12 protein-coding genes are annotated in these 13,986 nt (G+C 62.9%); 3 read left to right on the top strand and 9 right to left on the bottom strand.

Going from position 1 to position 13,986, the window contains the following annotated elements; genetic code table 11:
• Positions 1-13: 13 nt before the first annotated feature.
• On the bottom strand, positions 14-490 hold the full coding sequence (locus ONG87_RS18225) for an Lrp/AsnC family transcriptional regulator (protein WP_122475484.1): 477 nt from the start codon (positions 488-490) through the stop codon (positions 14-16).
• Between the two features lie 472 nt (positions 491-962).
• Between ONG87_RS18225 and ONG87_RS18220 the strand changes: the two genes are divergently transcribed.
• The gene (locus ONG87_RS18220) at positions 963-2,048 is read left to right on the top strand and encodes a DUF6515 family protein (protein ID WP_264381799.1); all 1,086 of its coding nucleotides are present in this window, start codon (positions 963-965) and stop codon (positions 2,046-2,048) included.
• Positions 2,049-2,369: 321 nt separating this feature from the next.
• Here the strand turns inward: ONG87_RS18220 and ONG87_RS18215 are convergent, their stop codons facing one another.
• Together ONG87_RS18215 and ONG87_RS18210 are read right to left on the bottom strand one after the other, a co-directional pair.
• Positions 2,370-3,239: a cation diffusion facilitator family transporter gene (locus ONG87_RS18215; protein WP_192102692.1), complete on the bottom strand. Its 870-nt coding sequence runs from the start codon at positions 3,237-3,239 to the stop codon at positions 2,370-2,372.
• Positions 3,240-3,248: 9 nt separating this feature from the next.
• Positions 3,249-3,668, bottom strand: a complete 420-nt coding sequence (locus ONG87_RS18210) for a polyribonucleotide nucleotidyltransferase (RefSeq protein WP_192058461.1) — start codon at positions 3,666-3,668, stop codon at positions 3,249-3,251.
• A gap of 166 nt (positions 3,669-3,834) precedes the next feature.
• Between ONG87_RS18210 and hrpB the strand changes: the two genes are divergently transcribed.
• Entirely contained in the window at positions 3,835-6,342 is a 2,508-nt protein-coding gene (gene hrpB, locus ONG87_RS18205; protein WP_264381798.1) for an ATP-dependent helicase HrpB, read from the top strand.
• An 8-nt stretch (positions 6,343-6,350) separates the two neighbouring features.
• Here hrpB and ONG87_RS18200 read toward each other — a convergent pair whose 3' ends face one another.
• The 3 genes from ONG87_RS18200 to ONG87_RS18190 form a co-directional block, all read right to left on the bottom strand.
• Positions 6,351-7,607 carry an OprD family porin gene (locus ONG87_RS18200; protein WP_264381797.1) on the bottom strand — a complete coding sequence of 419 codons (1,257 nt, stop codon included), beginning with the start codon at positions 7,605-7,607 and terminating at the stop codon, positions 6,351-6,353.
• A gap of 42 nt (positions 7,608-7,649) precedes the next feature.
• Entirely contained in the window at positions 7,650-8,954 is a 1,305-nt protein-coding gene (locus tag ONG87_RS18195; protein ID WP_264381796.1) for a CitMHS family transporter, read from the bottom strand.
• A gap of 77 nt (positions 8,955-9,031) precedes the next feature.
• Entirely contained in the window at positions 9,032-10,114 is a 1,083-nt protein-coding gene (locus ONG87_RS18190) for a 4-oxalomesaconate tautomerase (RefSeq protein WP_264381795.1), read from the bottom strand.
• Between the two features lie 157 nt (positions 10,115-10,271).
• Here ONG87_RS18190 and ONG87_RS18185 point away from each other — a divergent pair, with 157 nt between their 5' ends.
• Positions 10,272-11,162, top strand: a complete 891-nt coding sequence (locus tag ONG87_RS18185; RefSeq protein ID WP_043192710.1) for a LysR family transcriptional regulator — start codon at positions 10,272-10,274, stop codon at positions 11,160-11,162.
• Positions 11,163-11,223: 61 nt separating this feature from the next.
• On the opposite strand, the gene ONG87_RS18180 is transcribed toward ONG87_RS18185, so the two are convergent.
• The 3 genes from ONG87_RS18180 to ONG87_RS18170 form a co-directional block, all read right to left on the bottom strand.
• A complete protein-coding gene (locus ONG87_RS18180) occupies positions 11,224-12,000 on the bottom strand; it encodes a substrate-binding domain-containing protein (RefSeq protein WP_264381794.1) in 777 nt (258 codons plus the stop codon).
• A gap of 235 nt (positions 12,001-12,235) precedes the next feature.
• Positions 12,236-12,997, bottom strand: a complete 762-nt coding sequence (locus tag ONG87_RS18175; protein WP_264381793.1) for an outer membrane protein OmpK — start codon at positions 12,995-12,997, stop codon at positions 12,236-12,238.
• A 210-nt stretch (positions 12,998-13,207) separates the two neighbouring features.
• Positions 13,208-13,966 carry an SDR family NAD(P)-dependent oxidoreductase gene (locus tag ONG87_RS18170; protein WP_122475465.1) on the bottom strand — a complete coding sequence of 253 codons (759 nt, stop codon included), beginning with the start codon at positions 13,964-13,966 and terminating at the stop codon, positions 13,208-13,210.
• Positions 13,967-13,986 lie beyond the last annotated feature (20 nt).

Raw genomic sequence — 13,986 nt, 5'->3', positions numbered from 1 at the left:
TCAGGCCTGAAGCTCAGCGCAGATGGGTCAACGGCAGTTCAGTGCTGGCCATGACCTGGTTGAGAACGAAGCTGGAACGCACGCTGGTGACGCCCTCGATCCGCGTCAGGTGGCCCAGCAGCAGCTTCTGGTAGTGGTCCATGTCCGGCACCACCACCTTGAGCTGATAGTCGGCATCCATCCCGGTCACCAGGCTGCATTCGAGGACCTGAGGCAGTCCGCGAATCGCCGCTTCGAAGGTTTCGAAGCGTTCCGGCGTGTGCCGGTCCATGCCGATCAGCACGTAGGCAGTCAGGCTCAACCCCAGCTTCTTGCGGTCCAGCAGGGCGACCTGGCGGGAAATGTAGCCGTCGTCTTCGAGCTGCTTGACGCGCCGTGAGCAGGGCGACGGAGAGAGACCGATGCGTTCGGCCAGTTCCTGGTTGGAAATGCGCGCGTCACGCTGCAGTTCCGCCAGAATGCTCAGGTCATAGCGATCAAGCTTGCTCATCAAATCTGCCTTCGTGTTTTGCGTTGCGGCAAATTATCTATCCGAAGGCAAAAATTGCGCAAGTGCTGTGTAAATCAGCAATGTTCGCAATCGGCTGCTGCGCCCGTGGCGCTATTGTTATTCACAGAATCACTGCCCGGACAGACGTCCACTGCGATCCGCTGAATCAAGCGAATTGCGGCCACCGCCCCCACCGGGGTCGCGCTGGCCCCCGGGCTGCATGCGGCCCAGAAGGCAGCGTGAGGTGAGCCGACGTCACAAGCGTCGAGCAAGGACACAGTTTCGCGAGAGGAGGCCTGCGGGTCTCCTCTTTTTTCGTCTGCGAAATGTGTGTGACCGGTGCCTGGAGTGCGGTCATGAACGCGCGGTACGTGCCGATATCCTTTGCAGGCACCTGACGGGATCTTCACAGAACCGCGTTCGGGTTTGTCAGTCTGATACTGGGTCACCCCCTTTTTCTACGAGGAACAGCATGAACTTGCCCCTATGGCGTATGGCCGGTGTCGCTGTGCTCTGCCTGGCTGTGGGCGCGCCTGCGTATGCGGAAGGCCCGCAAGACCAATTGCGCGGCAGTTCCAATGGTGGCCAGCGTGGGCAGGGAGGGGGCAATGCCGGGCCTGGGCAGCCGCAAGGCGGTGGGCAGTACCGTCCGCCGCCGGGTGGCAATCAGGGTCAGTGGCAGGGGCGACCGCCGCAAGGCAATCAGGGCAATCAGGGCCAGTGGCAGGGGCGACCGCCGCAAGGCAATCAGGGCAATCAGGGCCAGTGGCAGGGACGACCCGGTAGCGGCAGCCAGAACCAGTGGCAGGGCAACCAGCCGGAGCAGGGTCGCCCAGAACAAGGTCGCCCGGATCAGGGTCGTCCCGAAGGTGGCCAGCAGGACAATCGGCCGCCGATCATCGGCAAGCCCGACGCAGTGCGCCAGACCCAGGCGCCGCTGCGCGGCAGTTATCCAGACCTGCGGCGCGACAACGACAGGCGCTGGGAGGGCGGTCGAGACCGTTGGCCCGGCGGCCACGGCGGTGGTTGGGGGCCTGGCCCGCAGTATCGTCCGGGGCAGGTGATTGATCGCTTCCCCGGCCAGAATTATCGCGTGCCGTATCGGGGGCAGGATTACTACTACTCCGGTGGGTACTGGTATCGGCCCCAGGGCCCGCAATTCGTGGTGATCGAGCCGCCGCGCGGCGTTCGGGTACGCGTCTTGCCCGACTACGCCCAGCGCATGTGGATCGGCAGTTCGGTGTTCTTCGTCGCGGCCGGCACTTACTATCAATGGGCCGACAATACCCAGGAATACGTGGTGGTGAATCCGCCGGTGAATGCCAGTATCCCGCAGCCCGCCCCGACTTTGACCAACTATGACGTCGCAGCCTATCCGGCCCAGGGTCAGAGTCCGCAGCAGATCGCCCAGGATCAATACGAGTGCAAGCGCTGGGCTGTCGAACAGAGCCGCTTCGACCCAGCCAGTGCTACCTATGCGCCGTCGCCGGAAGTGGTCAGCGTGTACCGGCAGAGCCTGGCCAATTGCTTCGCGTCACGTGGGTACACGGTGAATTGATCGGCCTTGCAGCGCTGCAATGGGGCACCGCGTTCTGGCTGACACATCGCATCCACCGCCGACGCGGCTCGCGCCGCTGCTACAGGTGCCGCGTTTTGGCTGACATACCGCATTCGTCGCCGACGCGGCTTGCGCCGCTGCTACAGGTATCGCGTTTTGCCTGAGACACTGCATTCGCTGCCGACGCGGCTTGCGCCGCTGCTACAGGCATCGCGTTTTGTCGGCACGCGGCATGGGTTTATGTGGTGCCGAGATCCCCTGTAGCAGCGGCGCGAGCCGCGTCCGGGGACACTGCGGTTTTGCAGGCTGACCGCGCTTCTCTCAAATGGGGTCTGCGTGAACCAGCACTTCGGCACGTGGATACCGGCTTTCAATGGCAACTTCCACGCTCTCGCAGATGCCATGGGCCTCGGCCAGCGACAGCTGCCCCGGCAACTCGAGATGCAACTGCACGAACCAATGATTGCCCGACATGCGCGTGCGCAGGTCATGGGCGCCAAGCACGCCCGGCACATCGCACGCCAGCGCCAGCATCTGTTCACTGACATCCACTGGCAACTCCTTGTCCATCAGAATCGCCGTGCTTTCGCGAGCGATCTGCACCGCGCTCCACAGGATGTACAGCGCAATGCCCAGGCCAAAGAAAGCATCCAGCTGCGGCCAACCGTAGCTGGCCAGGACCAGCGCTACCAAAATGCTGCCATTGAGCAGCAGGTCGGAACGGTAGTGCAGCGAGTCCGCCCGCACGGCGGTCGAACCGGTTTCGCGAACGACCTTGTATTGCAGGGCCAGCAGCGCCACGGTCAGCGCCAGCGAAAGAATCATCACCGCGATGCCGACCCCGGCCGCGCCCAGCGGCTGCGGGTCCTGCAGCTGTTTCCATGCCTGGTACCCGATCAACACCGCGCTCGAACCGATGAACAACGCCTGGGCCATCCCCGCCAGAGCCTCGGCCTTGCCGTGTCCATACCGATGATCGTCATCGGCTGGACGCAGCGCATAGTGCACCGCCAGCAGGTTGAGAAACGACGCCGCGCCATCCAGCACCGAATCGGTGAGCCCCGCCAGCAGACTCACTGAACCACTGAGCCACCAGGCAATGGCCTTGGCCACGATGAGAATGCTGGCGACCGCCAGTGACGCCCTTGTCGCCAGTCGCAGCAGGCGTGCGTGTTCCTTGCTGGTTGCCATTACAAATCCCTAGATGACCGGCTTCAAGCCATACATGGCCAGCTGTTCGACGCTGCCGGTGTGCTGGATCAGGCGCGGATCGTCGAGCGGCAAACTGCGGCCCAGCTCGGTTTCCAGGATGGCCTGCAGCTTCAGGTTGTCGACCTTGCCGTCGCGATCAATCGCATGTTGCAGCTTTTCCGGCGCTACCTGCGCGGTCTTGCCGTCGTTGAGGTAGATCGCGCCGGTGGCGAAGTCCACACCGAAGGCAATCAGCCCCGGCAGCACATAGAAGAGGATGCCGATGGCGTCCAGCGCGGCCACCACAGGGTCGATACGCCCTTCGATCTGCCCGCGCCGATCCGGCCAGAACAGGGTGCCGCAGGCGGTCAGTTGGGTTACCAAGGCAGCGACAACGGCGCCGCCGATCAAACGTGAAGGAATACGCATGGCAATCTCCGCAGAATAGGCCGCAACGATACAAGCAAATGGTCAAGCCGAGTAGATGGACCTTGTCACCTGAGGGTCGGTTCGCTGACCTTGGCGTGCTATCCATACGTGCTCGGCGCCCGCACCTCGGAGCGGCGTTATACTTCGCGCCCGACCTGGAGCATTCATGATCTCGCTACCCATCGACGCCGTCCTGCCTGCCCTGCGCCAAGCCCTGGCCGAGCGCCATGAAGCGGTGCTCGAAGCCCCGCCCGGCGCGGGCAAGACCACTCGCGTGCCTTTGGCGCTGCTGCACGAGCCTTGGCTGGCCGGGCAGACCATTCTCATGCTCGAACCGCGGCGCCTGGCCGCGCGGGCGGCGGCGGAGCGGCTGGCCAGTGAGTTGGGCGAACAGGTCGGCGAGACGGTCGGCTACCGCATTCGGCTGGACAGCAAGGTAGGTCCGAACACCCGTATCGAGGTCGTGACCGAGGGTATTCTTACCCGGCGCCTGCAGGATGATCCGGCCCTGGACGGGGTGGGGCTGGTGATCTTCGACGAGTACCACGAACGCAGTCTGGATGCCGACCTCGCGCTGGCCTTGAGCCTCAATGGCCGGGAGCTGCTGCGCGACGAGCCGCCGCTGAAGATCCTGCTGATGTCCGCCACCCTGGAAGGCGAGCGCCTGTCGGCATTGCTCGACGATGCCCCGGTGTTGCGCAGCGAGGGCCGCATGTACCCGGTGGATGTGCGCTGGGGGCGGCCGTGGCAGCCGGGTGAGTTCATCGAGCCACGAGTGGTGCAGACCTGCCTCGATGCCCTCGATGAACAGGCTGGCAGCCTGCTGGTGTTCCTGCCGGGGCAGGCCGAGATCCGCCGCGTGCATCAGCAGTTGGCCGAAGCCCTGGCTGGCGATGTAAATGTGCTGCTGTGCCCGCTGCATGGCGAGCTTGATCTCAATGCCCAGCGCGCCGCCATCGAGCCTGCGCCCGCCGGCAAGCGCAAGGTCGTGCTGGCGACCAACATTGCCGAAACCAGCCTGACCATCGATGGCGTGCGCGTAGTCATCGACGCCGGCCTGGCGAGGGTGCCGCGTTTCGACCCCGGCAGCGGCATGACCCGCCTGGACACCCAACGCATCTCCCGCGCCAGTGCCACCCAGCGGGCCGGACGGGCAGGGCGTCTGGAGCCGGGCGTGTGTTATCGGTTGTGGTCCGAAGACCAGCACGCCCAGTTGGCGGCCTACGGCAGTCCGGAAATCCTCCAGGCAGACCTCGCCAGCCTGGCCCTGCAGTTGTCACGCTGGGGTGTCGAACCGGCTCAATTGACCTGGCTGGACCAGCCGCCCAGCGCGGCGTATGCGCAGGCGCAGGACCTGTTGCTGCGCCTCGGCGCGCGCCTGCCCGACGGCCGTCTCAGCCCTCATGGCCAAGCCATGGCGCAACTGCCGGCGCACCCGCGCATCGCGCATCTGCTGTTGCGCGGCCACGCTTTGGGCCTCGGCGACATGGCCTGCGATGTGGCAGCATTGTTAGGTGAACGCGACATTTTGCGCGGTGCCGGTGCCGACCTGCACAGCCGTATTGTGTTGCTGTCCGGCGAGCAGAAGGCCCAGCGCCAGAGCCACGGCGCCGTGCAACGCATACGGCAGTTGTCCCGGCAGTACCGCGGCTACTTGCGTGGCAGGCCGGCGACGCCGGTCGAGAACCCTGCGCACCCGCGCTGGCTGGGCTGCCTGCTGGCCCTGGCCTACCCGGATCGCGTGGCGCAGCAGCGTCGCGAAGGCGGCGCCGAGTATCGCCTCGCCAACGGCCGCGCTGCCTTGTTCGGCGAGGTGGACGGCTTGATGAAACAGGCCTGGATCGTCATCGCCGACCTGGGCAGTCGTCAGGGGCAGCGTGAAGAACGCATCTACCTGGCTGCCGAGTTCGATCCCGGGTTGTTCGATACGGTGCTGGCCGAACAGGTCAGCCGCGTCGATCACCTGGAATGGGACGAACGTGAAGGTGTGTTGCGCGCCGAACGTCAGCGCAAGGTCGGTGAACTGATCCTCAGCCGCGAACCGCTGCCAGGGTTGGGCGCCGACGCCCGCGCCACCGCGCTGCTCGGGCTGGTGCGGCGCAAGGGCCTGGAGCTGCTGCCCTGGACCCCGGAACTGCGCCAATGGCAGGCGCGGGTCGCGCTGCTGCGCGCGCTGGACACCCAGAACCCTTGGCCGGACGTCAGCGACGCGGCGTTGTTGCAGCAGCTGGAACACTGGCTGCAGCCGTACCTGGGCAAGGTCACACGCCTCAGCCACTTCGGCCAGCTCGACCTGTCCTCCATCCTGCGCAACAGCCTGCCCTGGCCGCTGCCACAGAAACTCGACGAGCTGGCGCCAACCCACATCGCCGTGCCGTCAGGCTCTTCGGTACGCCTGGACTACAGCGAGCACCCGCCAATTCTGGCGGTGCGTTTGCAGGAGCTGTTCGGCCTGGCTGAAACACCGCGCATAGCCGGTGCGCGGCAGGCGGTGAAACTGCACCTGCTGTCGCCGGCGCGGCGGCCGGTGCAGGTGACCCAGGACCTGGCCAGTTTCTGGGCCAACACCTACGAGGAAGTGAAGAAGGATTTGAAGGGGCGGTATCCAAAGCATTATTGGCCGGATAACCCCCTGGTGGCCGAACCGACCGCGCGCATCAAACCCCGCAAGTAAAACCCCACCTACCACAGCGCAATGTCATACGTCAGATACAGCCGATTGCTGTCGCGCCCGCGCGCGGTGTCGGAGCGATAGACGTAGTTGCGCAGCTTTACCCCCAGGCCTTTCAAGGTGCCGGCCGGTACCACGTAGGCCAGTTCGATGTCGCGCTCCCACTCGTTCACGCCGGCAGGGCCCGACTTGCCGTCCGAGCCGCTGATGTAGCGGGTCATGAAGCTCAGGCCGGGCATCCCAAGCTGCTTGAAGTCGTAGCCGTAACTGGCGAGCCAGGTCTTTTCATCTTCTTCGATGAATTTGCCGATGCCGACGTTGCTGAACGAGTACACGGTAGCACCGTTGATGTAGGGCAAGCCGCCGTCGCCGTGCAGCTGCTGGTAGCCGGCGGCAACGGTGTGGCCCGCAATCGCGAAGCTCAGCTGACCGCTGAGCATGCCGTTGTCGATCTGTCCGGAATAGTGGTTGCCTTCGTCCCGGCTGAGGAAATACCGCAGGTCGCTGGTCAATGTGCCGGTGCCCAGCGGCAGGGTGTGCAGCAGGCCGAAGAAGTCCTGGCTGTAGAAGTCATCGAGCTGGCCGCGAAAGTAGCTGAGTCGCAGCTGCTTGTTCACCGTGTAGTCGGCGCCGGCATAGGTGAAGTCGCCACCTTCTTTGCCGGAATAGCCGTCGGGGATGATCGAACGGCTGTCGGTGGAGTCACGCAGCTTGAACTGATCGAGTTGGCCGGCGGTGAGCAGCCAGCCCTCGAAGTCCTTGCTGACGAGTTGAGTGCCTTGATAGGTCTGCGGCACCAGGCGTGCATCGTTGTAGACCAGTACCGGGGTCTTGGGCAGCAGGGTGCCATGCTTGACCACGGTTTGCGCGACACGGGCCTTGGCGGTGAGGCCAAGGCTGGTCGACTCGTCGGCGGCGCGGCCATCGCTGTGCACGGGCAGCAGCCCTGTGCCGCTGCGGCCGCGACCGGAGTCGAGCTTGACGCCCAGCAGGCCCAGGGCATCGAAGCCCACGCCGACGGTGCCTGGGGTATAGCCGGATTGGAAGTCCAGCAGCACGCCCTGCGCCCATTCGGTTCGCTCGCTTTTGGCAGTGGCGGCGGCGCGCGGGCTCAGGCCGTTTTCATCGCGAAAGTTTTCGTTGAAGTACACGTTGCGAAGTTGCAGTTTCAAGGTGCTGTCTTCGATAAAACCTTGGGCCAGGGCCGAGCCTTGGAGCAATACGCTCAGGCACGGCAAGGCGAACCCGCCGATCAGGGTTGTACGCATCAGATGGACTCTCTTCTTGTTATGAATAGCGGGGGATCAGGTTCACGCGAACAAGGTGATTGCACCTGTCAGCAGTGCCAGGGCGGTCACTACCAGGGAGGTCAGCACCGCCCATTTGACGGTCGCCTTCTGAAAGTCGCCGATGTCGCGGTCGACCATGCCGACCAGCAATAACGTCGACGCCACCAGTGGGCTCATCAGGTGTACCGGTTGGCCAAGGATGGAAGCTCGGGCGATTTCCACGGGGGAGATGCCATAGGCGGCCGCAGCGTTGGCCAGGATCGGCACTACGCCGAAATAGTAGGCGTCGTTGGACAGCACGAAGGTCAACGGCATGCTGGTAACCGCAACCACCAGGGGGAACAGGTGGCCCCAGGACGGCGGAATCATGTCGACCAGCGACTGTGCCAAGGCGTCGACCATCTTGGTGCCGCTGAAGATGCCCGCGAATACGCCCGCCGCAAACACCAGCAGCACCACCGTCATGGCGTTGCCGGAATGGGCGAGGATGCGTTCTTTCTGGATGTCGAGTTGCGGGTAGTTGATCATCAGTGCCAGCACGAAGCCGATCAGAAACAGCACCGCCGAGTGCGCCAGGCCCATGACCAGCGCCACCATGACGCCGATCACCAGCAACAGGTTGATCCAGACCAGCTTGGGCCGCTTGTACGGTTGATCGCCAAGGATCGCCTCGATATAGCACTCGCCGCCGCCGCTTTGCAGCTGCACGCTGCCGATGCGCTTGCGCTCGGCCCTGCCCAGCAGGTACGCCGTGAACACCACCCAGGCGGCGCCGCCCGCCATCGTCGGCAACAGCGGAATGAAATACTCGCTCGCGTCGATGCCCAGCACGGCGATGGCTCGGGTGGCGGGACCGCCCCAGGGCGACATGCCGCTCATGATGCCCAGCGCCAGCATGGCTACGGTGGCCAGGACCATCGGGTTCATGCCGATGCGCTTGTACAGGGGCAACATGGCCGCGCAGGTGATCATGTAGGTGGTGGTGCCATCGCCATCCAGCGCAACGGTCAGCGACAACAGCGCGGTGCCGATGGCGATCTTCACCGGGTCGCCATTGACTTTCTTGAGAATCTTGCGAATCAGCGGGTCGAACAGGCCGGAGTCGATCATCAGGCCGAAGAACAGGATGGCGAACAGCAGCAGCGCGGCAGACGGCGCGACCACTTTCAGGCCATCGAGGATCATCTTGCCGGTGGATCCGCCGAACCCGCCAATGACGGCGAACACGATCGGCACCACGGTCAGTGCAGCGATGGGCGACAAGCGTTTGGACATGATCAGGTAGGTGAACACGATCACCATGGCTAAGCCTAACAGCGCCAGCATATGAGTTATCTCTTGTAGTTATTTGAGGAGTTGCGCTGATGCAGAAGCAGGTCGATCAGGGTGAAGCGGGTATTGCCTCAACCGGCCAGCCGGTGAGCATTGGGAACATGGACACTGCCTGAGAACAGCCTGCGCGCGGTTCTGACCACCGACGCCCGTACGATGCTGGCATTGTGCCCGACGTAGGACAGGCCGACTTCGATGGCGCCACTGGGGTGTTCGAGCCTCACAGTGGTCAGACGCTTCTCATGGCGCTGGCCGAGCATGCGTTCCAGCACCGTGCCGTCGGTGACACAGGCGGTCGCCAAGCCGATCGAACCGGTAATGGCCAGTGCCGTGTGGCAATTGTGCGGCATGAAATAGCGCACCTGCAGCGTACCGCCGGCCTGGGCCGGGGCAACCAGAACAGGCTTGGGAATGACTTTGTCGGTGACGTCACCCAGCCCCATCAGTTGGCCGGCGCGCAGGCGAAGGGTTTCCAGTTTGTGCAGGAAGTCCTTGTCGGCGTCGAGTTCAGCCGGGCTTTCGCTGCCGGTCTTGCCCAGCTGAGCCGCTTCGACCAGCATCATCGGCATGGCCATGTCGATACAGGTGACGGGTACGTCGCCCAGCCAGTCCACCGTGGCACCGGTGGGAAACAGCTTGCCGGTCTTGCTGCCGGCGGCATCGAGAAAGGTCAGCCCCACCGGGGCGGCCGTACCGGGTACACCGTCGATCGCGGTATCGCCTTCGTAGGTGACCTTTCCGTCGGGCGTGCACACATCGGCGCAGACGAACGTACCGGTATTGAGGTTGCGAATGCGTACTTGGGTCACGCCCGACTGCGCCTGGACCAGGCCTTGGTCGATGGCGAACGGGCCGACTGCGCAGAGCATGTTGCCGCAGTTGGGCGCGGTGTCCACCCGTCGTTGCGAAACCATCACTTGGACGAACAGGTAGTCCACGTCCGCGTCCGGGTGATCGGAGCGCGACACGATGGCCACCTTGCTGGTCTGCGGGCTGCCGCCGCCAATGCCGTCGATCTCGAGCTCATGCCCCGAGCCCATCGCGTCCAGCAGCATCTCGTCGCGCTCGTCGGATCTGACCGGTAAATCGGACGCCAGAAACACTGGCCCTTTGGAGGTCCCGCCACGCATCAGTACGCAAGGAATCAGTTGCATAAGTCACGACTCTGGTAATCAATGGACGTCATTGATGTATTGGAGTGAAGATTTACACAGCTTGAATTGCTAGATCCAATGCAAATATCGTAGCGATTATTCCATCAAACGAAATAAACAAGCGGCTGGAGCGTTCCGGCAGGGGAGAGCGAAATTCATGCAATATGAGCTGGTCGACATACGATCATTCGTGAAAATCGCCGAAGTGGGCAGTTTTCACGAGGCGGCGGATCAGCTGCACATTTCTCAGCCGGCACTGACCCGGCGTATCAAGAAGCTTGAAGAAGGTCTGGGCACATCACTGCTCGACCGGACCACTCGCCGAGTCAGCCTGACCAGCGTCGGGCGCGACTTCCTGCCCAAGGCACGGCGCCTGCTCGACGATTTCGAAGACTCCATTCTCAACATCAAGGAGTTGGCCGAGCGGCAGGTAGGGCAGGTGACGTTGGCGTGCATTCCCACGGCGGCGTTCTATTTCCTGCCTTCGGTCATTCGTATCTACAACCAGCAATACCCGCAGATTCGCATCAGGCTTCTGGACCTCAGTGCCAACGAGGGGCTGGAGGCCGTTCTGCGTGGCGAGGCGGATTTCGGTATCAACATGATGAGCGGCCAGCATCCGGACATCGAGTTCCATGCCCTGGTCAAGGAGCCGTTCGTGCTGGCTTGCCGGCGCGACCATGAACTGGCGAGCCGCAAGTCGGTGAAGTGGACCGAACTGGCGGGCCATCAACTGATCGGGGTCGGCAGGCTGAGCGGCAATCGCATGCTGCTCGACAACGCCCTGGCAGGCTTGCCCTGGCGCTTGAAATGGTTCTACGAGGTGCAGCATCTGTCCACGTCGCTGGGCTTGGTGGAGGCCGGCTTGGGTATTTCAGTGATGCCCAGCCTGGCCATGCCGGCCGGGGAGCATCCCACCCTGGTGAGCGTACCGCTGATCGAGCCGGTCGTGGACCGAACCCTGGGCCTGGTCACGCGACGGGGCAGCTCGCTGTCGCCCGCCGCCGAGAAGTTCGTCGCGATCTTGCTGGAGCAGTGGCCGCAATAGTCACCCGACCTGAGACGCAGGCGCCGCAGGTCGAACGATCATTGGTCCGCTGCCAGAGCGCTTAGCGTGGAACCGAATCCAGCCCGGTGGCACGTACCGCTTGCTGTGCAGCGGGTGAGGCCAGGTACTGGAGCAGTTGTTTGGCTTCGGCGGGATGCTGGGCGTTGTTCGGAATGCCGGCGGCATAGCGAGTCACTGATTGTACGTCTTCCGGGATCTTGCCAACGAAGGTGATGCCAGGAATCGGCAGCAGTTCGGCGACTTGCTGGAAGCCCAGTTGGTAGTCGCCCTTGGCAACCACGGAAGCCACGGGAATGCGCTCGATCATCTTGCTCTTGGGCGCCAGTTGATCTTCGATGCCCAGTTTCTTGTACAGCTGTTTCTCGATATAGACGCCACTGGCGCTGTCGGAGTAGGCCACCGACTTCGCCGCCAGCAAGTTCTGCTTGAGTTCGGCGTCAGTGCCGATGGCAGGTTTCGCCGCGCCCGCCTTGACCGCCAGGCCAATGCGCGAATCGGCGAGTTCGACGCGCGAGCTGGCGTCGACCTTGCCCTGCTTGATCAGCTCATCCAGCGCGTAGCCGACCATGATCACCACGTCGGCGTGTTCTCCACGGTCCAGTCGATTGGGAATGGCTTCCTGGGCCTTGCCCATGGACGGTCCCAGAATGGTGTTCAGGGTGTTACCAGTGTCTTTGGTGTAGCCAGGAGCCAAGCTTTTGTAGGCGGCAGTGAAGCCACCGGAAGTCATTACGGTCAGCTCTTGGGCTTGGGCGAGAGGACTTAGCGCAAAGGCGGCGAGGGCCAGTGCGGGCAGGGTTTTGACGAACGATTTCATGGTGTCTCCAGCGCTTTCGAGAGTGTTTGTAACTAGGTGTAACAGAACATTCTCGGGCAAACCGGACGTCAGGGTAATTGTTGATTTCGCATGAATCGATGCATGAACGCGATCAATGCGCTATTGAAGTTCGATAGCCGCGTGGCCACGGCCACCGTTCAGGTGCGGAAAATCTCGGCGGCTTGGTCAATCCTGCCGTGCCCGGTCAACCACCTGGCGAGCACGGCAATGAAACCTAGAACTGGTACTTCACCAACAAACTCGCCGTGTTCTGGTCGGTGGTGAAAGAGCCGTCATCCTTGATGCCATATTTGTCGGACCAGTAATCGTATTCCACACCCACATACAGATGCTTGGCTTCATAGCCCAGGCTTTTGCCCAGGTCATACTTGATCTGCGGGTTGAAGTGCAGGTTGGCGTGGTAGTCGGACTGGTTGCTGCCATGGCCGCTCTTGTTGTTCACCACCCAGTCGATGAAACCGTCGATCAACAGGTTCGAGTTGCCCAGCGGCAGGGTGTAGGACCAGGCCGGAGTGATCTGCCAGGCGCCTGACGGGACGCGGTTGCCATCGGGTTTGCGGTAGTAGAAGTTCAACTGGAAATAGTCGAAGCCGGGAATGGCCAGATCGAAGCCCGGACCTATCAGGTAAGCGTCGACGTCGTCATCGCCGAACTCGTAGGTGGTGGCCAGCAGTATGTCTTTCACCGGCCCGAACGACAGGTCCTGGCCCAGCAGCTTGCCGGCGCTGAAGCGCGGGCTGAACTCGCCATACAAACTGTAATTGCCGTTGCCGGACCGGGCGCCGTTGTACCAACTGTTATCGACGAAGGCGAACAGATCGCCCCACGTCCATGCGCTGGCATGTTCCAGTGTAATGGTTTGCTGGATGGCCGGATCGACGTTGTAATTCTTGCCATACAAATACGACACACTTTCGCCATGCCACAACAGTGGTCCTTGCGCATGAACGCTGCCTGCTCCCAGCAGACCCAACATGCACAGTGATGCTCCCCAAGCGTTTTTCATGTTTTACCCATCAATCAATGTTTTATTCAGAGCGCACCGGTATTGGTTGGACGCATGTCCAGGACCGGGCGCCGTATTGGTGGGCAGACCACGCAGTTCGATAGCTGAACCTGCACAACGCGCAGGGGTGTAGCGCAATGGCGTCTTGAAAACCGAAACCGGTTGTACGACGCTTCTTGTTCAATCGCGGTCAATCGCGAACGGTCCCCAGGCCTGGCGCACGGGGACCATTTCCAGGCGGTTGATATTGATGTGGGCGGGCAGTGTGGCGACGTGGAAAATCTGCTCGGCGATATCGTCCGCCGTCAGTGGGGTCGTGCCTTGATACACCTGGCCTGCAGCCTTCTCGTCGCCCTGGGTGCGCACCAGGGTGAATTCGGTTTCGGCGATGCCGGGGGCCACGTCGGTGACGCGTACGCCCGTGCTGAGCAAATCGCAGCGCAGGTTATAGGAAAACTGTTTGACGAACGCCTTGCTCGCGCCATACACGTGACTGCCGGGATAGGGGCATGCACCGGCGATCGAGCCGATGTTGATGATGCTGGCGCCGGCGCCGGTTTCCAGCAGCGCCGGCAGGACCGCGTGAGTGACATTGACCAGGCCGGTGACGTTGGTGTCGATCATGGTGTGCCAGTCGTCGAGGCTGGCCTGCTGCGCCGGCACGGGTGCCAGGGCCAGGCCGGCATTGTTGATCAGCGCCGTGACGCGCTGGAAAGCCTCGGGCAAGCCGGTGACCACTGCGGCGACGGCCGCGGCATCGCGCACATCCATGGCGGCGACATGCACCGGCACGCGCGCACCCAGTTCATCCTGCAGGGCATGCAAGCGCTCCAGGCGCCGCCCGGTGAGAATCAGCGACCAACCCGCCCGGGCAAAACGACGGGCCGTTGCCCGGCCGAAACCGGACGTCGCACCGGTGATGAAAACAGTACCGCTCATGTTGAAACCTCGACAGGTGA

It is taken from the genome of Pseudomonas sp. MM227 (genome assembly GCF_947090715.1).
Taxonomy (GTDB): Bacteria; Pseudomonadota; Gammaproteobacteria; order Pseudomonadales; family Pseudomonadaceae; genus Aquipseudomonas; species Aquipseudomonas baltica.
This window is presented reverse-complemented; position numbering and strand designations above follow the sequence as displayed.